The following is a 21588-nucleotide window of genomic DNA, read 5'->3' on the forward strand; positions in this document are numbered from 1 at the left end:
AGGAGCTGAGAAGACCATGCCAAAACGTACAGACATAAAAAGCATCCTGATCCTTGGCGCTGGCCCGATCGTGATCGGCCAGGCCTGCGAATTTGACTACTCCGGCGCGCAGGCGTGTAAAGCCCTGCGCGAAGAGGGTTACCGCGTCATCCTGGTCAACTCTAACCCGGCCACCATCATGACCGACCCGGAAATGGCAGATGCGACCTACATCGAGCCAATTCACTGGGAAGTGGTACGCAAAATTATTGAGAAAGAGCGTCCGGACGCGGTGCTGCCAACCATGGGCGGCCAGACGGCGCTGAACTGCGCGCTGGAGCTGGAGCGTCAGGGTGTGCTGGAAGAGTTCGGCGTGACCATGATTGGGGCAACCGCCGACGCGATTGATAAAGCAGAAGACCGTCGTCGCTTCGACGTGGCAATGAAAAAAATTGGCCTCGACACCGCGCGTTCCGGTATCGCACACAACATGGAAGAAGCGCTGGCCGTCGCGGCTGACGTGGGCTATCCGTGCATCATCCGTCCATCATTCACTATGGGCGGCACCGGCGGCGGTATCGCCTACAACCGCGAAGAGTTCGAAGAGATTTGCGAACGCGGTCTGGATCTCTCCCCAACCAAAGAGCTGCTGATTGATGAATCGCTGATTGGCTGGAAAGAGTACGAGATGGAAGTGGTGCGTGATAAAAACGACAACTGCATCATCGTTTGCTCCATCGAAAACTTCGACGCGATGGGGATCCACACCGGCGACTCCATCACCGTTGCGCCAGCTCAGACGCTGACCGACAAAGAGTACCAAATCATGCGTAACGCCTCGATGGCGGTACTGCGTGAAATCGGCGTGGAAACCGGCGGCTCGAACGTGCAGTTCTCGGTGAACCCGAAAACCGGCCGTCTGATTGTTATCGAAATGAACCCGCGCGTGTCCCGTTCCTCCGCGCTGGCCTCCAAAGCCACCGGCTTCCCGATTGCGAAAGTGGCGGCGAAACTGGCGGTGGGTTACACCCTTGACGAGCTGATGAACGACATCACCGGTGGCCGCACGCCAGCGTCCTTCGAACCGTCCATCGACTACGTTGTGACCAAAATTCCTCGCTTTAACTTCGAGAAATTCGCCGGCGCGAACGACCGTCTGACTACCCAGATGAAATCCGTTGGTGAAGTCATGGCGATTGGCCGCACGCAGCAGGAATCCCTGCAAAAAGCGCTGCGTGGCCTGGAAGTGGGCGCGACCGGCTTTGACCCGAAAGTCAGCCTGGACGACCCGGAAGCACTGACCAAAATCCGCCGCGAGCTGAAAGACGCGGGTGCAGAGCGTATCTGGTACATCGCCGATGCCTTCCGCGCGGGCCTGTCCGTTGACGGCGTATTTAACCTGACCAACATCGACCGCTGGTTCCTGGTGCAGATTGAAGAGCTGGTGCGTCTGGAAGAGAAAGTGGCGGAGCTGGGCATCAACGGCCTGGACGCAGACTTCCTGCGCATGCTGAAGCGTAAAGGCTTCGCCGATGCGCGTCTGGCTAAACTGGCGGGCGTGCGTGAAGCGGAAATCCGCAAGCTGCGCGACCAGTATGACCTGCACCCGGTTTACAAGCGCGTGGACACCTGTGCGGCAGAGTTCTCGACCGATACCGCGTACATGTACTCCACTTATGAAGACGAGTGCGAGGCGAACCCGTCCGTCGACCGCGACAAGATCATGGTGCTGGGCGGCGGTCCAAACCGTATCGGCCAGGGCATCGAGTTCGATTACTGCTGCGTACACGCCTCGCTGGCGCTGCGCGAAGACGGGTACGAGACCATCATGGTCAACTGTAACCCGGAAACCGTGTCGACCGACTACGACACCTCCGACCGCCTCTACTTCGAGCCGGTAACCCTGGAAGACGTGCTGGAAATCGTGCGCATCGAGAAGCCAAAAGGCGTGATCGTGCAGTACGGCGGCCAGACTCCGCTGAAGCTGGCGCGCGCGCTGGAAGCCGCAGGCGTGCCGGTTATCGGCACCAGCCCGGACGCGATTGACCGCGCGGAAGACCGCGAGCGTTTCCAGCAGGCAGTTGATCGTCTCAAGCTGAAACAGCCGGCGAACGCCACCGTGACCGCGATTGAAATGGCCGTTGAGAAAGCGAAAGAGATTGGTTACCCGCTGGTGGTGCGTCCATCCTACGTACTGGGCGGCCGTGCGATGGAAATCGTCTATGACGAAGCCGACCTGCGTCGCTACTTCCAGACGGCGGTGAGCGTCTCCAACGATGCGCCAGTGCTGCTCGACCGCTTCCTCGACGACGCGGTTGAAGTCGACGTTGACGCTATCTGCGACGGCGAAATGGTGCTGATTGGCGGCATCATGGAGCACATCGAGCAGGCTGGCGTGCACTCCGGTGACTCCGCATGTTCTCTTCCTGCGTACACCCTGAGCCAGGAGATTCAGGATGTGATGCGTCAGCAGGTGCAGAAGCTGGCCTTCGAGTTGCAGGTTCGCGGCCTGATGAACGTTCAGTTCGCAGTGAAAGACAACGAAGTTTATCTGATTGAAGTCAACCCGCGTGCGGCACGTACCGTACCGTTCGTCTCTAAAGCGACCGGTATTCCGCTGGCGAAAGTGGCGGCGCGCGTGATGGCTGGCCAGACGCTGACTCAGCAGGGCGTCACGAAAGAAATCATCCCGCCGTACTACTCGGTGAAAGAGGTGGTGCTGCCGTTCAACAAATTCCCGGGCGTTGACCCACTGTTAGGGCCAGAGATGCGCTCTACCGGGGAAGTGATGGGCGTGGGCCGCACCTTCGCAGAAGCGTTTGCCAAGGCACAGCTGGGCAGCAGCTCCACCATGAGAAAATCGGGCCGTGCGCTGCTCTCCGTTCGCGAAGGCGATAAAGAGCGCGTGGTTGACCTGGCCGCCAAGCTGCTTAAACAGGGCTTCGAGCTGGATGCAACCCACGGCACGGCAATTGTGCTGGGTGAAGCTGGGATCAACCCGCGTCTGGTGAACAAGGTGCATGAAGGTCGTCCGCACATTCAGGACCGTATCAAGAATGGTGAGTACACCTACATCATCAACACCACCGCAGGTCGCCAGGCGATTGAAGACTCCAAGCTGATTCGCCGCAGCGCGCTCCAGTATAAAGTGCATTACGACACCACCCTGAACGGCGGTTTCGCGACGGCCATGGCGCTGAATGCGGATGCCACCGAGAAGGTGATTTCGGTGCAGGAAATGCACGCTCAGATTAGCAAGTAATCTGCGTAGGCCCGGCAAGCGTTAGCGCCGCCGGGCAAGTGGCGGGTGGCGCTTCGCTTACCCGCCCTACGGTTTTCTTTACCCATCTTAAGAACCTTCTGGTTTTTCATCCGCTTTCAGTCAGTTAGCCTAAAATGGTTAGGTCGATAACGAAAATTCAACTGAGAGCAGGGGAAAACACCATGCAAAATAAACTACTGATCGCTTCCGTTCTGGCTGCCACTGCAATGTTCACCGTGGCGGGCTGTTCGTCAAATCAGGCCGTAAAAACCACCGATGGTAAAACTATCGTTACTGACGGGAAACCGCAGGTGGATGACGATACCGGTCTGGTATCGTACAAAAACGCCGAAACCGGTCAAACTGAACAGATTAACCGTGACCAGGTTAAATCAATGGGTGAGCTGGATAACTAAAAAAAAGCAGTGGCACATGCCACTGCTTTTTTTGCGTCAGAATGATCGATTACCAGCGATGGTTTAACAAAATATGACCGCCGTAAGCGGCATAGCTGTTTTCACCCCACTCACCGCTGGCACGCAGGGAGATCGTTGTGGTTTCGTTCAGGTTGCCGGTTACGCCCAGCTCTAACTGACCACGATCTTCTGGCGTATCGTTGCTGACGGTTTCGTCGTTGAATGCCAGATCGTTTTGACCAGCACCTTTCAACCAGTTAACTGCGACGTATGGCTGCCAGGCCTTGACGTCCTTCTGCTGGAAGTAGCTTGCTTTAACGCCAAGACGACCAAAGACGCTGTCATTGTCCAGCGTGGTTACGCGAACGCCGTCGCGATCGGTGTGATTTTCCTGATCGAGATAGCTGTAGATCACCTGCGCCTGTGGCTCGATCTTCCATGTACGTTCATTTTCAGACTGGATAACCCACGCGTGGCCGACTTCAACAGACGCGGCGAAACCTTCGCTATCGTAATCTTCATCGTTACGATTGCTGGTGACTTTGTTGTTGTACCAGCTATAAGCGGCCCAGGTATCAACGTAGCTGCCCAGACGTAATTTCTGATCTTCCTGCCAGGTGGCGTACAGCCCAACATTAAAGCCATCAACCTTACCCTGTGCGTCACGCACGTTGTGCTTCGCATCAGAGTGGGTCTTCGCCTGGCCAGCACCGAACATACCACCGGCACGCAGGATGCCGTTATCCATTGGCTTGCTCATGAAATCGCTGCCGACTTGCAGAACGGTGGTGGTGGTGTCGTAGCTGACTTTATCGCCACCCGCATCGTTCTCATGATAGCGACCCTTAACGTACATCCAGGTGTTCAGATCGTCTTCATTGCGGAAAGTGAGCTGGTCGCGATCGTCGCGCTTATGCAGGAACATGCTCTGCGCGGCAAGGTAGTTACCTAAGTAAGCACCCACTTCAGGTGCCATAACTTCCGGGGCACTGTTACCGCCGTTATCGGTGTTGCCGCCGTTATCGGTGTTGCCGCCGTTATCGGTGTTGCCACCGTTGTCAGTGTTGCCGCCGTTATCGGTGTTGCCGTCGTTGTCAGTGTTGCCGCCGTTGTCGGTGTTACCACCATCATCGGCGTTACCACCGTCATCTGTGTTACCACCATTATCGGTGTTGCCACCGCCGTCGGTGTTACCGCCGTCATCATTATTGCCACCGTCATCGGTGTCGTCGGAAGGATCATCAGAAGGCGTCGCCTTTGATTCCAGATACCAGTTTCCGTCACTGTGCTGGTAGAGGTTATATTCCCAGGCGCCTGCGACGACCGGTTTTGCCAGCGTCAGCTGGGCTTCGGAACTGCCGCCAATGCTGACAATTTCCATACCGTTAATGGTTTGCGCGCCTGCGCCGCCAATGTTGGTAATGCTGACGCCGGACTGACCGAAGCTGCTGCCCGTAATGGTGAGGTGGTCAGTTGGTGAGTTGTCTTCACCCAGAGTGCTGTTCATCACAATCTGGCTACCGTCAGAGCCGGTGTAGTCGCCATTAATCGTAAAATTATTGCCAACGCTATTATCAGCCGCACTCAGCAACAGCGTGCCGCCATTAGCCACGTTGCCGTTGATGGTATCAACACCGGAAGCGCTGAGCGTGGAGTTACCCTGGACTGCATTCCATGCCGCCAGCGTACCGCCGCTAAGAATCGCGATGTTGTTGTTCACTTCGCCTGCGGTGGCAAAGGTCGCGCCGTTTTCAACGGTAACGGTGGCGTTACTGCCCTTGACGCCGAGCGTTGCGCCGGTGGAGACCAGCGTGGTGCCACCGTGCAGAACCGTATTCCCTGTATAGCTATTTTTGCCTGTCAGGGTCAGCGTGTTGGAATCAACTTTTTCGACGTTACCGCTACCGGTCATGTCGGTGGCGAAAGTGAAATCGCTACCCTGATTAAAAATGACGGTACCATTGTTGGTGAGCCCACCGCTGAGCGTCGCAGTTTTTTCGCCATCGCCCAGTTGCAGCGAGGCGTCTTTGGCCACCCGCGTATTACCGGTATTCGATACCGCACCCGACAGGGTTAACGCGCCAGTCTCTATCAGCAAGGAGTCGCCAGAGCCAATAATGTCGAGATCGCCCGACAGTGCCCAGCTTTCACCCTCCATTTTTACGCTGGCAAAACCGTCGCCTTCATTCAGACCCACGAAGTTACTGTCTTCCGTACCGGTGCCGATCAGAGTGAGAGTGTTTCCCATGGAATTGGTGGAAATAACGTCACCGATAAGAGTGGAACCCGTATCAAGTACCAGGGTGTTATTTTTATTGCTGGCGAACATAATAGCCGCAGTATCGCCACTAATCGTTCCGCTATTCGTAATATCTACTTTTGCCGTATCTTTTACATTAATGCCGTTCTGGGTTCCTTGTACCGTACCACTGTTTAATATCTTTGTATTGCCAGTGCCTAGTGTGATAGCGTCACCGCTTGTACCAATAATTGCACCACTGTTATTAATACCAATGCCAGTCTGAGAACTCAGGCCTGTTTTTCCTTTTATCACTCCAGTGCTGGTGTTGGTAATATTTACTGCTGAGGAGCTTTCACTGACATAAATGCCATTTTCCGCACCGATGATATTTCCATTGTTGTTGAAATCGCCGAGTAATGACTGAATATTCACAGCATTCGCAGTGGTGGAAGAAATGGTTGCACCACTGTCATTGTTAATAACTACACGTTGCGCGCCAGTATTAATATCGAGGCCAGTTCCTGTACCGGAAATATTTCCTTTGTTAGTGACATTATCGATCGCAAACCCAGAGACCGATACCGCCGCTTCACTACCGGCGGAGGAGATCGTCACGTTTTTATTAATAATATATTCAGCATCGGCTGAGAAATCTTGAGGAACAGAAGTTGATTGGTCAATCGTTGCAGAAAACGCAACCGCAGGGGTGCATATCAACAAGGCAGGAAATATCTTTCCAAGAGTTTTGGTTGTATGATTTAATCTAAAGAAATTGTTGCTCATGTACACATCCATTTGAGTGAGAAGGAACATTAGATAACGTGCGTAAAACGTATTTAGTCCGTCTTAAAGCGTGAGCTTAAAACAAAAAAAGCATAAAATTATTATTTTTTTCAATAGGTTATGTACAGGTTGATTTATTAAATAATGACTTAAGTTTCGCTAAAAATATCTGTTGATAATATGAATGGCCATAACTATTTTGTAGGATGAATTTGTCTCGCGTATCGCTCTTCGTGTTTAGCGCCACTGTCGCTGGTAAGGTGGGATGGGTTGCCAATACTTGCGTTTTACTTTTAACCGTTAGATAGCCCCTTTAAGTCGGGGTGGTAACTGTCTACACTCAATGCTACAAGAAAAGTAAAAGACAGGCATATTCATGGTTCTGATAATTTATGCGCATCCCTATCCGCAACATTCGCATGCGAATAAACGGATGCTTGAGCAGGCAAGGACGCTCGAAAACGTTGAGATACGTTCCCTCTATCAACTCTATCCTGATTTCAGTATCGATGTCGCCGCCGAACAGGAGGCGCTCTCTCGTGCCGATCTGATCGTCTGGCAGCATCCGATGCAGTGGTACCGCACACCTCCGCTGCTGAAATTGTGGATCGACAAAGTCTTGTCGCACGGTTGGGCATACGGACACAACGGCAAAGCGCTTCAGGGAAAAAGCCTGATGTGGGCTGTAACCACCGGTGGGGGTGAAAGCCACTTTGAGATTGGCGCTTTCCCCGGATTTGACGTGCTGGCGCAGCCGCTCCAGGCTACCGCCCTTTACTGTGGCCTGAACTGGCTTCCGCCTTTTGCAATGCACTGTACCTTTGTCTGCGACGATGAAACCTTGCAGGCGCAGGCTCGTCACTACAAACAACGCTTACTCGAGTGGCAGGAGGGGCACAATGGATAGCCATACGATGATACAGGCGCTGATTTACCTCGGCGCGGCGGCATTAATTGTGCCCGTGGCGGTCCGTCTGGGGCTGGGCTCGGTGCTCGGCTATCTGATTGCCGGGTGTGTGATTGGCCCCTGGGGCTTTCGGCTGGTGACGGATGCCGAGTCAATCCTGCATTTTGCGGAAATCGGCGTGGTGCTGATGCTGTTTGTGATTGGCCTGGAATTGGATCCGCAGCGGCTGTGGAAACTGCGCGCCTCGGTGTTTGGCGGTGGCGCTTTGCAAATGCTGGCCTGCGGTCTGCTGTTGGGCGGGTTCTGCATTTTGCTGGGGATGGAGTGGAAAGTCGCAGAGCTGATCGGCATGACGCTGGCGCTCTCCTCGACGGCGATTGCCATGCAGGCAATGAACGAACGTAACCTGACGGTCTCGCAAATGGGGCGCAGCACCTTCTCCGTACTGCTGTTCCAGGATATTGCCGCCATCCCGCTGGTAGCGATGATCCCGCTGCTGGCAACCAGCGGCGCTTCAACGACGCTGGGGGCATTTGCCTTATCTGCGCTGAAGGTTGTCGGTGCGCTGGCGCTGGTAATTCTTCTGGGGCGCTACGTAACGCGTCCGTTGCTGCGCTTTGTGGCTCGCTCTGGCCTGCGCGAAGTATTCAGCGCCGTTGCGTTATTCCTGGTGTTTGGTTTTGGATTGCTGCTTGAAGAGGCTGGGCTGTCGATGGCGATGGGCGCTTTCCTCGCAGGGGTCTTACTGGCAAGCTCCGAATATCGTCACGCGCTGGAAAGCGATATCGAGCCGTTTAAAGGATTGCTGCTTGGGCTGTTTTTCATCGGCGTCGGGATGTCTATCGACTTCGGGACGCTGGTAACCCACCCGCTGCGCATCATCATTCTGCTGGTGGGTTTCCTGGTCATTAAAATGGCGATGCTGTGGCTGATTGCCCGACCGTTAAACGTGCCAAAACCGCAACGCCGTTGGTTTGCCGTGCTGCTGGGGCAGGGGAGTGAGTTTGCTTTCGTGGTCTTTGGCGCAGCGCAAATGGCAAATGTACTCGATCCGGAATGGGCAAAAGCGCTGACGCTGGCGGTCGCGCTGTCGATGGCCGCAACGCCAATTCTGCTGGTGCTGCTGACGCGTCTGGAAAAAACGGGAAGCGAACAGGAGCGAGAAGCCGATGAGATCGACGAGGAGCAGCCGCGCGTGATCATCGCCGGATTTGGCCGCTTCGGGCAGATCGCAGGCCGTTTACTGCTCTCCAGCGGTGTGAAAATGGTTATCCTCGATCACGATCCTGACCATGTTGATACGCTGCGTAAATTCGATATGAAAGTGTTTTACGGTGATGCGACCCGGGCGGACCTGCTGGAATCCGCCGGGGCGGCGAAAGCCGAGGTGCTGATTAACGCCATCGACGATCCTGAGACCAGCATGCAGATGGTTGAGCTGGTTAAAGAGCATTTTCCGCATCTGACCATTATCTCCCGTGCGCGCGATGTGGATCACTACATCCAGCTGCGTCAGGCGGGGGTGGCAGCCCCTGAACGTGAAACCTTCGAAGGGGCGCTCAAATCTGGCCGCATGGCGCTGGAAAGTCTGGGGCTTGGTGCGTATGAAGCGCGTGAACGTGCCGATCTGTTCCGCCGCTTTAACCATGAGATGGTGGAAGAGATGGTGGCGATGGCGAGCAGTACGGCAACCGAACGCGCAGCGGTGTTTAAACGCACCAGCACCATGCTGACGGAAATCATCAACGAGGATCGTAATCACCTGTCGCTGGTTCAGCGCCACGGCTGGCAGGGGACGGAAGAGGGCAAGCATACCGGCGATCCTGCGGATGAACCGGAGAGTAAACCCTCTGCGTGAAGTGGAGTTGCCAGCAATATTAAAAAATTTCTAATTCTTTACCCTGCCGCCAGTCGACGAAAGATTAAGCTTTCCGTATAGTGGCGGCAATTTTTTGCATCCGGGAAATTTTCAATGATCAGTCTGATTGCAGCGCTGGCGGTAGACCGCGTTATCGGCATGGAAAACGCCATGCCGTGGAACCTGCCTGCCGATCTCGCATGGTTTAAACGTACTACGTTAAACAAGCCGGTAGTGATGGGCCGCCTGACCTGGGAGTCGATTGGTCGTCCATTGCCGGGTCGTAAGAATATTGTGATCAGTAGCCAGCCGGGCACTGACGATCGCGTGCAGTGGGTGAAATCCGTTGATGAAGCGATTGCCGCCTGCGGCGATGCCGAAGAGATCATGGTGATCGGTGGTGGTCGCGTGTATGAGCAGTTCCTGCCAAAAGCGCAGAAACTGTATCTGACGCACATTGATGCGGAAGTGGAAGGGGATACCCATTTTCCGGATTACGATCCGGACGAGTGGGAGTCCGTATTCAGTGAGTTTCACGATGCGGATGCGCAGAACTCGCACAGCTACTGCTTCGAAATTCTGGAACGTCGTTAACGTTTTTATCCTCTCCCCAAAGGGAGAGGATAAACATCTTCAGGAGGCGACCGCCTCTCCCTCGCCTAAATCCAGCTGTCGGTTGGATGGCTGGACAAAGTAGGTTTTATCTTCCCAGCGTAAGCAGGTTAAATCCCCGCCCCAGCAGCATCCGGTATCCAGCGCATAGATATTTTCCGGGGTGCCTTTTCCTTCCAGTGATGCCCAGTGCCCAAATACCACGCTATATTCGTTTGTCACGGGGCCCGGAATCGCAAACCATGGCTTAAGCGGCGCAGGGGCATTTTCCGGCGTATCTTTGCAATACATATCCAGCTGCCCGTTCGGGAAGCAGTAGCGCATCCGCGTAAAAGCATTGGTGATAAAACGTAGCCGCGCCAGGCCGCTGAGGTCATCACTCCAGTTATTCGGCATGTCGCCGTACATCGCATCGAGGAAGAACGGGTAGGAGTCGCTCGCCAGCACCGCTTCGGCGTCGCGCGCGCAGGTTTTTGCCGTCTCAAGATCCCACTGAGGCGTGATGCCGGCATGAGCCATCACCAGCTTTTTCTCTTCGTCAATCTGTAGCAGTGGCTGGCGACGCAGCCAGTTGAGCAACTCATCGGCATCCGGTGCTTCCAGCAGGGGGGTAATGCGATCTTTCGGCTTATTACGGCTGATCCCGGCGTATACGGCCAGCAGATGCAGATCGTGGTTGCCCAGTACCAGCCGCACGCTGTCGCCCAGAGATTTGACGTAACGCAGGACGTCAAGGGAGCCAGGGCCGCGCGCCACTAAATCGCCTGTAAGCCAGAGCGTGTCCTGCCCGGGAGTAAAATCGACCTGTTTTAATAATGCGATCAGTTCATCGTAGCAACCGTGAACGTCGCCAATCAGATATGTAGACATTAGATTAATGAATAAGTGTAGGTACGGCGAGACGGAACACAGGAATAGCAATGCGGAAAGCATTACCGTCGGCATCGACCATTTCGTAATGGCCTTGCATGGTACCCAGTGGCGTTTCAATGACCGCACCGCTGGTGTACTGATACTCTTCGCCAGGGGCGATATGGGGTTGTTCACCGACCACACCTTCACCCTGGACTTCAATTTCGCGGCCATTGCCGTTGGTGATAAGCCAGTAGCGCCCGAGCAGTTGCACAGGCATCCGCCCCAGATTGCGAATGGTTACGGTATAAGCAAAGACAAAACGTTCTTCATCCGGTGTGGATTGGGACTCAATGTAGACGCTTTGAACCTGAACACAGACGCGGGGCGAATCAATCATGGCTTAGCTCTCCTTCGGCGGCGCATTGTCGCTGATGTAATTAGCCAGCTTGCAGTACTGCTCTACGGAAATATTTTCCGCACGCATTGCCGGGTCGATGCCCAACTCAGCTAACACGTCAACGGTAAACAGATTGCCAAGGCTGTTACGAATCGTTTTACGGCGCTGGTTAAAGGCTTCTGTCGTGATACGGCTCAGCACGCGCAGGTCTTTGACCGGATACGGCATCGTTTTATGTGGCACCAGGCGCACAACCGCAGAATCCACTTTTGGTGGTGGCGTGAACGCGGAAGGCGGCACTTCTAATACCGGGATCACGTTGCAGTAATATTGCGCCATCACGCTTAAACGACCATACGCTTTACTGTTCGGCCCTGCAACCAGACGGTTAACGACCTCTTTTTGCAACATGAAGTGCATGTCGGCAATGGCATCAGTATAGCTAAACAGATGGAACATCAGCGGGGTGGAGATGTTGTACGGCAGGTTACCGAACACGCGCAGCGGCTGTCCCATTTTTTCTGACAGTTCGCCAAAGTTCATGGTCATCGCATCCTGCTGATAAATCGTCAGCTTCGGCCCGAGGAAAGGGTGCGTTTGCAGACGCGCGGCCAGATCGCGGTCGAGTTCGATAACGGTCAGTTCGTCAAGGCGTTCGCCTACCGGCTCGGTCAGCGCGGCAAGACCCGGGCCGATTTCGACCATGGCCTGGCCTTTCTGCGGATTAATGGCAGAAACGATACTGTCGATCACAAACTGATCGTTGAGGAAGTTTTGCCCGAAGCGTTTACGGGCTAAGTGGCCCTGATGGACTCGATTAGTCATTGAGTATTAACAATCATTTTGATGGCGAGATTAAGCGCCGTGATAAAACTGCCGACATCCGCTTTTCCCTGGCCTGCCAGATCCAGCGCAGTACCGTGGTCAACGGACGTTCGAATAAAGGGTAAGCCGAGGGTGATATTCACCCCGCGACCAAATCCCTGGTATTTTAGCACGGGCAGACCCTGATCGTGGTACATCGCGAGTACGGCATCGGCTTTATCCAGGTATTTGGGCTGGAAAAGGGTGTCGGCAGGCAGTGGCCCGCTGAGGTTCATCCCCTTCGCCCGCATCTCCTCAAGCACCGGAATGATGGTGTCGATCTCTTCAGTGCCCATATGTCCGCCCTCACCCGCGTGCGGATTCAGGCCGCAAACCAGCACATGCGGCTGCGGAATACCGAATTTGGTTTGCAGATCGTGATGCAAAATGCCAATGATCTCACGCAGGAGTTCAGGCGTAATGGCATCCGGAATGGCTTTGATCGGCAGGTGCGTTGTTACCAGCGCAACGCGCATTGCTTCGGTTGCCAGCATCATCACCACTTTCGGGCTGTGCGAACGCTCTTCGAAAAATTCGGTATGCCCGGTAAACGGAATGCCCGCGTCGTTGATTACGCCTTTATGCACCGGACCGGTGATCAGGGCTGCAAATTCGCCCTGAAGGCAACCGTCACAGGCGCGCGCCAGCGTCTCGACAACGTAGTGGCCGTTTTCGATGTGTAACTCACCGGGGACAACAGGTGCACGGAGCGGAACTGAAAGCAGGGTGAGAGTACCAGCCTGCTGCGGTGCGGGCTGTTGGCCTTCAACGTAAGGGAGGAGCGTTAAAGGCAGACCGAGCAAGGCTGCCCGGTCTTGTAACAGTGTTGCATCTGCGCAAACAACCAACTCCACCGGCCAGCTGCGCTGGGCGAGCTGAACCACAAGGTCAGGCCCAATCCCGGCGGGTTCGCCGGGAGTGATCACAACACGATGCGGTTTCATTAGTTGCTCAACACTTTCACGTAAGCGCTGGCGCGTTGTTCCTGCATCCAGGTTGCGGCTTCTTCAGAGAACTTACGGTTAAACAGCATGCGATACGCACGATCTTTCTGCGCCGCGTCGGTTTTATCCACGTTGCGCGTGTCCATCAGCTGGATCAGATGCCAGCCGAAGGAGGAGTGCACTGGCGCGCTCATCTGACCCTTATTCAGCTTCATTAACGCATCGCGGAAAGCTGGATCGTAAATATCCGCTGCCGCCCAACCCAGGTCACCGCCCTGGTTTGCAGAGCCAGGATCCTGAGAGAACTCTTTTGCCGCTTTATCGAAGGTGGTTTTACCGCTCTTGATGTCTGCGGCGATTTGTTCCAGCTTCGCACGGGCCTGATCGTCAGTCATGATCGGAGACGGTTTGAGCAGGATATGGCGCGCATGCACTTCGGTAACCGAAATGTTCTGGCTCTGACCGCGCAGGTCGTTCACTTTCAGAATGTGGAAGCCCACACCGGAACGGATTGGACCGACGATGTCGCCTTTCTTCGCCGTGCTCAGCGCCTGGGCAAACAGGGATGGCAGCTCCTGAATACGGCCCCAGCCCATCTGACCGCCTTTCAGCGCCTGCTGGTCAGCAGAGTAGGTGATCGCCAGTTTGCCGAAGTCATCGCCATTACGCGCCTGCTCAACGATAGCGCGCGCCTGACTTTCCGCCTCAGCCGCCTGATCGGAGGTTGGGTTTTCCGGCAGTGGGATCAGGATGTGGCTCAGGTTAAGTTCAGTGCTGGCATCATTCTGATTACCCACCTGTTTCGCCAGGGCATCCACTTCCTGAGGCAGGATGGTGACGCGGCGACGGACTTCATTGTTACGCACTTCTGAAATCAGCATCTCTTTACGGATCTGATTACGGTAGGTGGCATAGCTGATGCCGTCATAGGCCAGGCGGCTACGCATCTGGTCCGGGGTAATGTTGTTCTGCTTTGCAATGTTGGCGATCGCCTGATCGAGCTGCTCGTCAGAGATCTTCACACCCATTTTCTGGCCCATTTGCAGGACAATCTGATCCATGATCAGACGTTCCAGGATCTGGTGGCGCAGCGTAGCGTCATCCGGAAGTTGTTGACCTGCCTGGCCCGAGTTGAGCTTTACAGATTTCATCAAACCGTCAACGTCACTTTCAAGCACGACGCCGTTGTTAACCACAGCCGCGACTTTATCGACAACCTGTGGGGCCGCGAAGCTGGTATTCGCAACCATAGCGACACCGAGTAGCAGCGTTTTCCAGTTCTTCATACTTTTTCCATTTCAATTAACCGCAAAGCGGATTACGTTGTAAATCAAGCACATTACAATGAACTACGATACGGCAGAATGTTCGAGCGCAGCATCTGCTGCGTGCCCAGACCGTAGTTAGAGCTCAGGCCGCGCAACTCGATATTAAAGCCAATCACGTTATCGTATTTGCCCTGACTGTTTTGCGTATCCCAGCCGTTAAGTTTGCGTTCGTAACCGACACGTATTGCGTAACAGCAGGAGTTATATTGCAGACCCAGCATCTGGTCAGCAGGTTTTTGGGCATTCGTGTCATAGTAGTAGGCTCCGACGACTGACCAACGATCGGCGATAGGCCAGCTCGCGGCGGTACCCACCTGTGAAATACCGTCTTTGTATGGGTCGGAAGTGGAATAATTAGGCAGTGTCGCCTGAATGTATTCCGGGCTGGCGTAACGGTATGTCAACTGCAACATACGGTCCTCATCACGACGATATTCGATGGCAGCGCTGCCCGTCGCGATATTGTCCAGTCGTGTATCGTACTGAACACCACCGCGCAGACCCCAACGATCCGTCATGCGCCAGTAAGTGTCGCCCGCCCATACCAGTGAGCCCGTTTTGTTGTCTTTCTCCCACTGAATTTTATCATCGCCAGTGCGTGATTCTGTGAAATAGTAGATTTGACCAACAGAAACGTTAAAACGTTCAACGGCAGCATCATCATAAACGCGCGTTGTGACGCCGGTCGTTAACTGGTTTGCTGACGCAATACGGTCAAGGCCACCGTAGGAACGATCGCGGAACAGGCCGCTATAGTCAGATTGCAGTAAGGACGAGTCGTAGTTTTGAATCTTGCTCTGATCGCGATAAGGCACGTACAGATACTGCATACGTGGCTCAAGCGTCTGGGTATATCCATCTGCGAGCATGCCCATATCGCGTTCGAAGATCAGCTTGCCGTCCATTTTAAACTGAGGGAGGACACGGTTTACTGAATCTGCAAGATCGTTCGCGTTGTTCGGATTCGCATTGTATTTATCAATATTTTTCTGCTGGTAGTGGGTGGCCATCACTTTGGCTTCGGTATTCAGGCTCGCCCAGTCGTTTGACCACGGCAGGTTGATCGTCGGCTCGATATGCAGACGCGTAGCTTCCGGCATATCTGAGTTGGTGTTGACGAAATGGACCGCCTGCGCGTAAACGTGCGTGTCGAAAGGACCCACATCGTTCTGGTACCAGTTCACGTCCAGCTGCGGCTCTGAACCGTAGGTGCTGTTTGTTTGCGTATCAAACACCTGGAACTGCTTGGTCGACACCGTTGCGTCAAAATTTTCAATGGCGTAGCCCACGCTGAATATCTGCGTGGCGTAACCGTCGGTACTGGACCCGTATTTAGAGTCGAAGTCGTTGAAGTAATACGGATCGCTGACTTTGGTGTAGTCGATGTTGAAGCGCCAAACCTGATCCATTACCCCGGCGTGCTGCCAGTAGTACATCCAGCGGTGCTTATCACCTTCGCTCGGATGTTCGTCCTGGAACACCTTATCTGATGGCAGATAATCAAACTCCATCAGACCCGCGCCCGCTTTGGTCAGATAGCGGAATTCGTTCTCCCACATGATGTTACCGCGCTTATGGATGTAGTGCGGCGTGATCGTGGCGTCCATGTTGGGCGCAATGTTCCAGTAGTACGGCAGGTAGAACTCAAAGTAGTTCGACGTGCTGTACTTGGCGTTCGGGATCAGGAAGCCTGAACGACGTTTGTCACCCACAGGCAGTTGCAGGTAAGGACTATAGAAAATGGGCACCGGGCCGAGTTTAAAACGGGCGTTCCAGATCTCTGCAACCTGTTCTTCACGGTCGTGGATCACTTCGCTGCCCACAACGCTCCAGGTATTTGACCCTGGCAAACAGGACGTAAACGAGCCGTTTTCGAGAATGGTGTAGCGGTTCTCGCCGCGCTGCTTCATCAGGTCTGCGGTACCGCGCCCCTGACGACCGACCATCTGATAATCACCTTCCCAGACGTTGGTGTCTTTGGTATTCAGATTCGACCAGGCTTTCGGACCTTTCAGGATGACCTGATTGTCGTCATAGTGCACATTACCCAGCGCATCCACCGTACGGACAGGCGCCTGAGCACCTTCCGGCTGCTTCTGGTGCAATTGCACTTCGTCAGCCAGCAGACGGCTGTTTCCCTGGTTAATATCGACATTGCCCGTAAAGGTTGCATTGTCAGGATAATTACCTTTTGCGCTGTCGGCATTAATGGTGACGGGTAAGTCATTCGTATCGCCTTTCACCAGTGGGCGATTGTAACTTGGGACGCCAAGCATACACTGCGAGGCGAGATCGGCTGCGAGCCCCTGTTGGCTATACAGGGCGGTGCCAATCATTGTGGCCAGAAGGGTGGGGATACGTTTTTTCATACGTTGTATTTTATTGTTCCGTCATCAGTGGCTACGGCTTACAAACGCTCAGAGACTATCTTACTCATCAGCGCAGTACCAGCGTTAATCCTGCCCGTTTGCGCGCCAGAGTGTTAGGCTCGCTATCGAATGACGAGTATGATAATGCAAATTATAGGCGATGTCCCTCAATTGACCGTGGCGCGACCACTGTAATGATGGCGTTGCGTCGGCCAGGAACATGACCATTCGGGGAGTATATGCAGTATTGGGGTAAAATAATCGGCGTTGCGTTCGCAATTATTATGGGTGCCGGATTCTGGGGTGTTGTTCTTGGCCTCATTATCGGCCATATGTTTGATAAAGCACGCAGCCGCAAAATGGCCTGGTTTGCCAACCAGCGCGAGCGCCAGTCACTCTTCTTCTCCACCACCTTCGAGGTGATGGGGCACTTAACCAAATCAAAAGGGCGCGTAACGGAAGCCGATATTCAGGTTGCCAGCGTCTTTATGGATCGCATGAATCTGCACGGCGAATCCCGCGTCGCGGCGCAGAATGCATTCAGGATTGGTAAAGCGGATAACTACCCGCTGCGTGAAAAAATGCGGCAGTTCCGTAGCATCTGCTTCGGGCGCTTTGATTTAATTCGGATGTTTCTGGAAATTCAAATCCAGGCCGCCTTCGCGGATGGCTCTCTGCATCCGAATGAACGGGACGTCCTGTATGTGATTGCTGAAGAGCTGGGCATTTCCCGCATGCAGTTCGATCAGTTCCTGCGCATGATGCAGGGCGGCGCGCACTTTGGCGGCGGTTATCAACAGCAATCGTCCGGTGGCGGTTGGCAGCAGGCGCAGCGTGGCCCTACGCTTGAAGATGCCTGTAATGTCCTCGGCGTGAAGCCCTCTGACGATGTCACGACCATCAAACGCGCCTATCGTAAGCTGATGAGCGAGCACCATCCGGATAAGCTGGTGGCGAAAGGCCTGCCGCCTGAGATGATGGAGATGGCGAAACAGAAAGCGCAGGAAATCCAGAAAGCCTACGAGCTGATTAAAGAGCAGAAAGGTTTTAAATAAAAAAATGGCCCGACAGTGTCGGGCCATTTTTTCAGAAGTCCACCGGGGCTTTGAACGTCATGGCGTTGCCGAAAGCAGGGTGGGTGATGGTGAGCGTCTGCGCATGCAGTTGCAGGCGCGGCGCTAACGCCAGCGCTTCCGGCGGCGCATAGAATCTGTCACCCAGAATCGGGTGACCCATCGCAAGCATATGCACACGCAGCTGATGGGAGCGCCCGGTAATCGGCTTCAGCAGGACGCGCGCGGTATTATCCGGCGCGTACTCCAGCACTTCATACTCGGTCTGCGCAGCCTTGCCGGTTTCATAACACACCTTCTGCTTTGGCCGGTTCGGCCAGTCACAAATCAGCGGTAAATCCACCAGCCCTTCCGCCTGCGCCGGATGGCCCCACACGCGGGCGACATACTGCTTCTTCGGCTCGCGCTCGCGGAACTGACGCTTCAGCTCACGTTCTGCCGCCTTATTAAGAGCCACCACAATCACGCCGCTGGTCGCCATATCCAGACGATGGACAGACTCGGCCTGGGGATAATCGCGCTGGATACGCGTCATCACGCTGTCTTTATGCTCTTCCAGACGCCCCGGCACGGACAACAGGCCGCTCGGCTTGTTAACCACCATAATGTGCTCGTCCTGATACAGAATGACCAGCCACGGATCCATCGGGGGATTGTAGGGCTCCATTACCATTTTGCGCTCCGCTTACTGATGCGTCACAACGATAAGACGCAGGGCGTCGAGACGCCATCCCGCCTGATTCAGACTTTCCAGCACCTGCTGGCGGTTGCTCTCAATTGCGGCCAGCTCATCGTCACGAATGTTCGGGTTCACCGCTTTCAACGCTTCCAGACGCGACAGCTCGGCAGAAAGCTTCTCATCGGCTTCGCTGCGCGCCGCATCAATCAGCACTCTGGCCGCTTTTTCGGCCTGGGTTTCACCCAGTTGCAGAATGGCATGCACGTCCTGTTGCACCGCATTTACCAGCTTGCTGCCGGTATGGCGGTTCACCGCGCTCAACTGACGGTTGAAGCTTTCAAACTCCACCTGGCCGGCCAGATTCGTACCGTTTTTATCCAGCAGCAGACGCACCGGCGTTGGCGGGAGGAAGCGGTTAAGCTGAAGCTGTTTCGGCGCCTGCGCTTCCACAACGTAGATCATCTCCACCAGCAGCGTGCCCACAGGCAAGGCTTTGTTCTTCAACAGGGAAATGGTGCTGCTGCCGGTATCGCCGGAGAGGATCAGATCCAGACCGTTGCGGATCAGCGGGTGCTCCCAGGTAATGAACTGTGCGTCTTCGCGGGACAGCGCCACATCACGCTCAAAGGTGATTGTGCAGCCGTCTTCCGGCAGGCCCGGGAAATCCGGCACCAGCATATGATCGGACGGGGTCAGCACGATCATGTTCTCGCCGCGATCGTCCTGGTTTATACCGACGATGTCGAACAGATTCATGGAGAAGCTGATCAGGCTGGTGTCGTCGTCCTGCTCTTCAATGCTTTCGGCCAGCTGCTGCGCTTTTTCACCGCCGTTGGAGTGGATCTCCAGCAGGCGATCGCGACCCTGCTCCAGCTGCGCTTTCAGTGCGTCGTGCTTCTCACGGCAGGATTTAATCAGCTCATCAAAGCCCTCGCTATTTTCAGGCGCGGCCAGGTAACCGATCAGATCGCCATGGACCTGATCGTAAATGGTGCGGCCGGTCGGGCAGGTGTGTTCAAACGCGTCCAGCCCTTCGTGGTACCAGCGCACCAGCACGGACTGGGCGGTTTTCTCCAGATACGGCACGTGGATCTGAATATCGTGCGCCTGCCCGATACGATCCAGACGGCCGATACGCTGCTCCAGAAGATCCGGGTTAAACGGCAGATCGAACATCACCAGATTGCTGGCGAACTGGAAGTTACGGCCTTCAGAACCGATTTCAGAGCACAGCAGAACCTGCGCGCCGCTGTCCTCTTCACCAAACCAGGCTGCTGCACGATCGCGCTCAACTATGGACATGCCTTCGTGGAACACGGCGGCGCGAATGCCTTCGCGCTCACGCAGAACCTGCTCCAGCTGCAATGCGGTAGCGGCTTTGGCGCAGATCACCAGCACTTTCTGGGAACGGTGAGCGGTGAGGTAGCCCATCAACCACTCCACGCGCGGATCGAAGTTCCACCAGGTGCCGGTGTCGCCTTCGAATTCCTGATAAATCTGCTCCGGGTAGAGCATGTCGCGCGCGCGATCTTCCGCAGATTTACGGGTACCCATAATGCCGGAGACTTTAATCGCCGTCTGGTACTGGGTCGGCAGCGGCAGTTTGATGGTGTGCAGCTCGCGTTTCGGGAAGCCTTTCACGCCGTTACGGGTGTTACGGAACAGCACGCGGCTGGTACCGTGGCGATCCATCAGCATGTCGATCAGCTCTTTACGCGCGGATCCCGCATTATCGCTGTCGCTGTTCGCGGCCTGAAGCAGCGGCTCAATATCCTGCTCGCCAATCAGATCGCTGAGAGTGTTAAGCTCATCATTAGAGAGACGATTACCGGCCAGCAGCAGCGCGACGGCGTCCGCCACCGGGCGGTAGTTTTTCTGCTCTTCAACAAACTGCTCAAAATCGTGGAAACGGTTGGGATCGAGCAGACGCAGACGGGCGAAGTGGCTCTCAAGACCCAGCTGCTCCGGCGTGGCGGTCAGGAGCAGAACGCCCGGTACGCGCTCGGCAAGCTGCTCAATCGCCATGTATTCACGGCTTGGCGCGTCTTCGCTCCAGACGAGGTGATGCGCTTCGTCGACGACCATCAGATCCCATTCAGCGTCGCACAGATGCTCCAGGCGCTGCTTGCTGCGGCGCACGAAGTCCAGGGAACAAATGACCAGCTGTTCGGTTTCAAACGGGTTGTCCGCGTCGTGCTGGGCTTCGGCATAGCGCTCATCGTCGAACAGGGAGAAGCGCAGGTTAAAGCGGCGCAGCATTTCAACCAGCCACTGATGTTGCAGCGTTTCTGGAACCACAATCAGCACGCGCTCGGCAGCGCCAGAGAGCAGCTGCTGGTGCAGGATCATGCCTGCTTCGATGGTTTTACCCAGGCCCACTTCGTCAGCCAGCAGCACGCGAGGCGCATGGCGACGGCCCACGTCATGGGCGATATTCAGCTGATGGGGAATAAGGCTGGTACGCTGACCGCGCAGGCCGCTCCACGGCATGCGGTACTGCTCACTCTGGAACTTACGCGCGCGGTAGCGCAGGGAGAAGCGATCCATTCGGTCGATTTGCCCGGCAAACAGACGGTCCTGCGGCTTGCTGAACACCAGTTTGCTGTCGAGCAGCACTTCACGCAGGATGACATTTGTCTCGTCGGTATCAAGACGCGTTCCGATGTAGGCGAGCAGTCCATTCTCTTCTTTTACGTCTTCAACCTTCAGTTGCCAGCCGTCATGGCTGGTCACGGTATCACCCGGATTGAACATTACGCGGGTAACAGGGGAGTCATTGCGAGCGTACAGGCGGTTTTCACCGGTAGCAGGGAAAAGGAGGGTAACCATGCGCGCATCGACGGCAACGACGGTTCCTAATCCAAGTTCGCTTTCTGTATCGCTGATCCAGCGTTGACCAAGTGTAAAAGGCATAGTTGTTCGGCTCTAATCTTTAATTGCAGGCAATAGTTCGACCCCGTCAAAAAAGACGGTCATCGAAAAATGGGTCCGGGAATGGAAAGGGCGCTATGGTACTGGAT

At 55.0% G+C, this 21588-nt stretch carries 15 protein-coding genes; 6 read left to right on the forward strand and 9 right to left on the reverse strand.

Features of this window, described 5'->3' with window-relative positions; genetic code table 11:
- Positions 1 to 16 precede the first annotated feature (16 nt).
- Positions 17 to 3241 (forward strand): carbamoyl-phosphate synthase large subunit, encoded by a 3225-nt coding sequence (gene carB / locus ACQG2Q_RS03350; RefSeq protein ID WP_022647013.1) that lies wholly within the window; start codon positions 17 to 19, stop codon positions 3239 to 3241.
- Between the two features lie 182 nt (positions 3242 to 3423).
- On the forward strand, positions 3424 to 3657 hold the full coding sequence (locus ACQG2Q_RS03355; protein ID WP_003856439.1) for a YgdI/YgdR family lipoprotein: 234 nt from the start codon (positions 3424 to 3426) through the stop codon (positions 3655 to 3657).
- Between the two features lie 49 nt (positions 3658 to 3706).
- Here ACQG2Q_RS03355 and ACQG2Q_RS03360 read toward each other — a convergent pair whose 3' ends face one another.
- Positions 3707 to 6682 carry an autotransporter outer membrane beta-barrel domain-containing protein gene (locus ACQG2Q_RS03360; RefSeq protein WP_063849745.1) on the reverse strand — a complete coding sequence of 992 codons (2976 nt, stop codon included), beginning with the start codon at positions 6680 to 6682 and terminating at the stop codon, positions 3707 to 3709.
- A gap of 376 nt (positions 6683 to 7058) precedes the next feature.
- Between ACQG2Q_RS03360 and kefF the strand changes: the two genes are divergently transcribed.
- The 3 genes from kefF (at position 7059) to folA (ending at position 10041) form a co-directional block, all read left to right on the forward strand.
- Positions 7059 to 7589 carry a glutathione-regulated potassium-efflux system oxidoreductase KefF gene (gene kefF / locus ACQG2Q_RS03365; protein ID WP_426759061.1) on the forward strand — a complete coding sequence of 177 codons (531 nt, stop codon included), beginning with the start codon at positions 7059 to 7061 and terminating at the stop codon, positions 7587 to 7589.
- Positions 7582 to 9447 (forward strand): glutathione-regulated potassium-efflux system protein KefC, encoded by a 1866-nt coding sequence (gene kefC / locus ACQG2Q_RS03370; protein WP_022647016.1) that lies wholly within the window; start codon positions 7582 to 7584, stop codon positions 9445 to 9447. The genes kefF and kefC overlap by 8 nt, the downstream gene beginning before the upstream one ends.
- A gap of 114 nt (positions 9448 to 9561) precedes the next feature.
- Positions 9562 to 10041, forward strand: a complete 480-nt coding sequence (folA, locus tag ACQG2Q_RS03375; protein WP_003856431.1) for a type 3 dihydrofolate reductase — start codon at positions 9562 to 9564, stop codon at positions 10039 to 10041.
- 39 nt (positions 10042 to 10080) lie between these two features.
- Here the strand turns inward: folA and apaH are convergent, their stop codons facing one another.
- Genes apaH through lptD form a run of 6 tightly spaced genes read right to left on the reverse strand, consistent with a single transcriptional unit; the run spans position 10081 to position 16816 of the window.
- Complete coding sequence (gene apaH, locus ACQG2Q_RS03380; RefSeq protein WP_022647017.1) at positions 10081 to 10929, reverse strand: bis(5'-nucleosyl)-tetraphosphatase (symmetrical) ApaH; 849 nt, start codon at positions 10927 to 10929, stop codon at positions 10081 to 10083.
- A 4-nt stretch (positions 10930 to 10933) separates the two neighbouring features.
- Positions 10934 to 11311 carry a Co2+/Mg2+ efflux protein ApaG gene (gene apaG, locus ACQG2Q_RS03385; RefSeq protein ID WP_003856425.1) on the reverse strand — a complete coding sequence of 126 codons (378 nt, stop codon included), beginning with the start codon at positions 11309 to 11311 and terminating at the stop codon, positions 10934 to 10936.
- A 3-nt stretch (positions 11312 to 11314) separates the two neighbouring features.
- Entirely contained in the window at positions 11315 to 12136 is an 822-nt protein-coding gene (gene rsmA / locus ACQG2Q_RS03390; protein WP_003856423.1) for a 16S rRNA (adenine(1518)-N(6)/adenine(1519)-N(6))-dimethyltransferase RsmA, read from the reverse strand.
- Positions 12133 to 13119 (reverse strand): 4-hydroxythreonine-4-phosphate dehydrogenase PdxA, encoded by a 987-nt coding sequence (pdxA, locus tag ACQG2Q_RS03395; RefSeq protein WP_022647019.1) that lies wholly within the window; start codon positions 13117 to 13119, stop codon positions 12133 to 12135. The genes rsmA and pdxA overlap by 4 nt, the downstream gene beginning before the upstream one ends.
- Positions 13119 to 14405, reverse strand: coding sequence for a peptidylprolyl isomerase SurA (surA, locus tag ACQG2Q_RS03400; RefSeq protein ID WP_003856417.1), 1287 nt, complete (start codon positions 14403 to 14405; stop codon positions 13119 to 13121). Before surA ends, pdxA begins: the two co-directional genes overlap by 1 nt.
- Before the next feature lie 53 nt (positions 14406 to 14458).
- On the reverse strand, positions 14459 to 16816 hold the full coding sequence (gene lptD / locus ACQG2Q_RS03405; protein WP_063849746.1) for an LPS assembly protein LptD: 2358 nt from the start codon (positions 16814 to 16816) through the stop codon (positions 14459 to 14461).
- Positions 16817 to 17055: 239 nt separating this feature from the next.
- Between lptD and djlA the strand changes: the two genes are divergently transcribed.
- Complete coding sequence (djlA, locus tag ACQG2Q_RS03410) at positions 17056 to 17871, forward strand: co-chaperone DjlA (RefSeq protein ID WP_023299305.1); 816 nt, start codon at positions 17056 to 17058, stop codon at positions 17869 to 17871.
- Between the two features lie 31 nt (positions 17872 to 17902).
- On the opposite strand, the gene rluA is transcribed toward djlA, so the two are convergent.
- Positions 17903 to 18562: a bifunctional tRNA pseudouridine(32) synthase/23S rRNA pseudouridine(746) synthase RluA gene (gene rluA, locus ACQG2Q_RS03415; RefSeq protein ID WP_003856412.1), complete on the reverse strand. Its 660-nt coding sequence runs from the start codon at positions 18560 to 18562 to the stop codon at positions 17903 to 17905.
- Between the two features lie 12 nt (positions 18563 to 18574).
- Positions 18575 to 21481 carry an RNA polymerase-associated protein RapA gene (gene rapA, locus ACQG2Q_RS03420; RefSeq protein WP_063849747.1) on the reverse strand — a complete coding sequence of 969 codons (2907 nt, stop codon included), beginning with the start codon at positions 21479 to 21481 and terminating at the stop codon, positions 18575 to 18577.
- Positions 21482 to 21588: the final 107 nt, after the last annotated feature.

This window comes from Enterobacter cloacae complex sp. 370H10 (assembly GCF_050031535.1).
In the GTDB taxonomy this organism is placed as follows: Bacteria; Pseudomonadota; Gammaproteobacteria; order Enterobacterales; family Enterobacteriaceae; genus Enterobacter; species Enterobacter intestinihominis.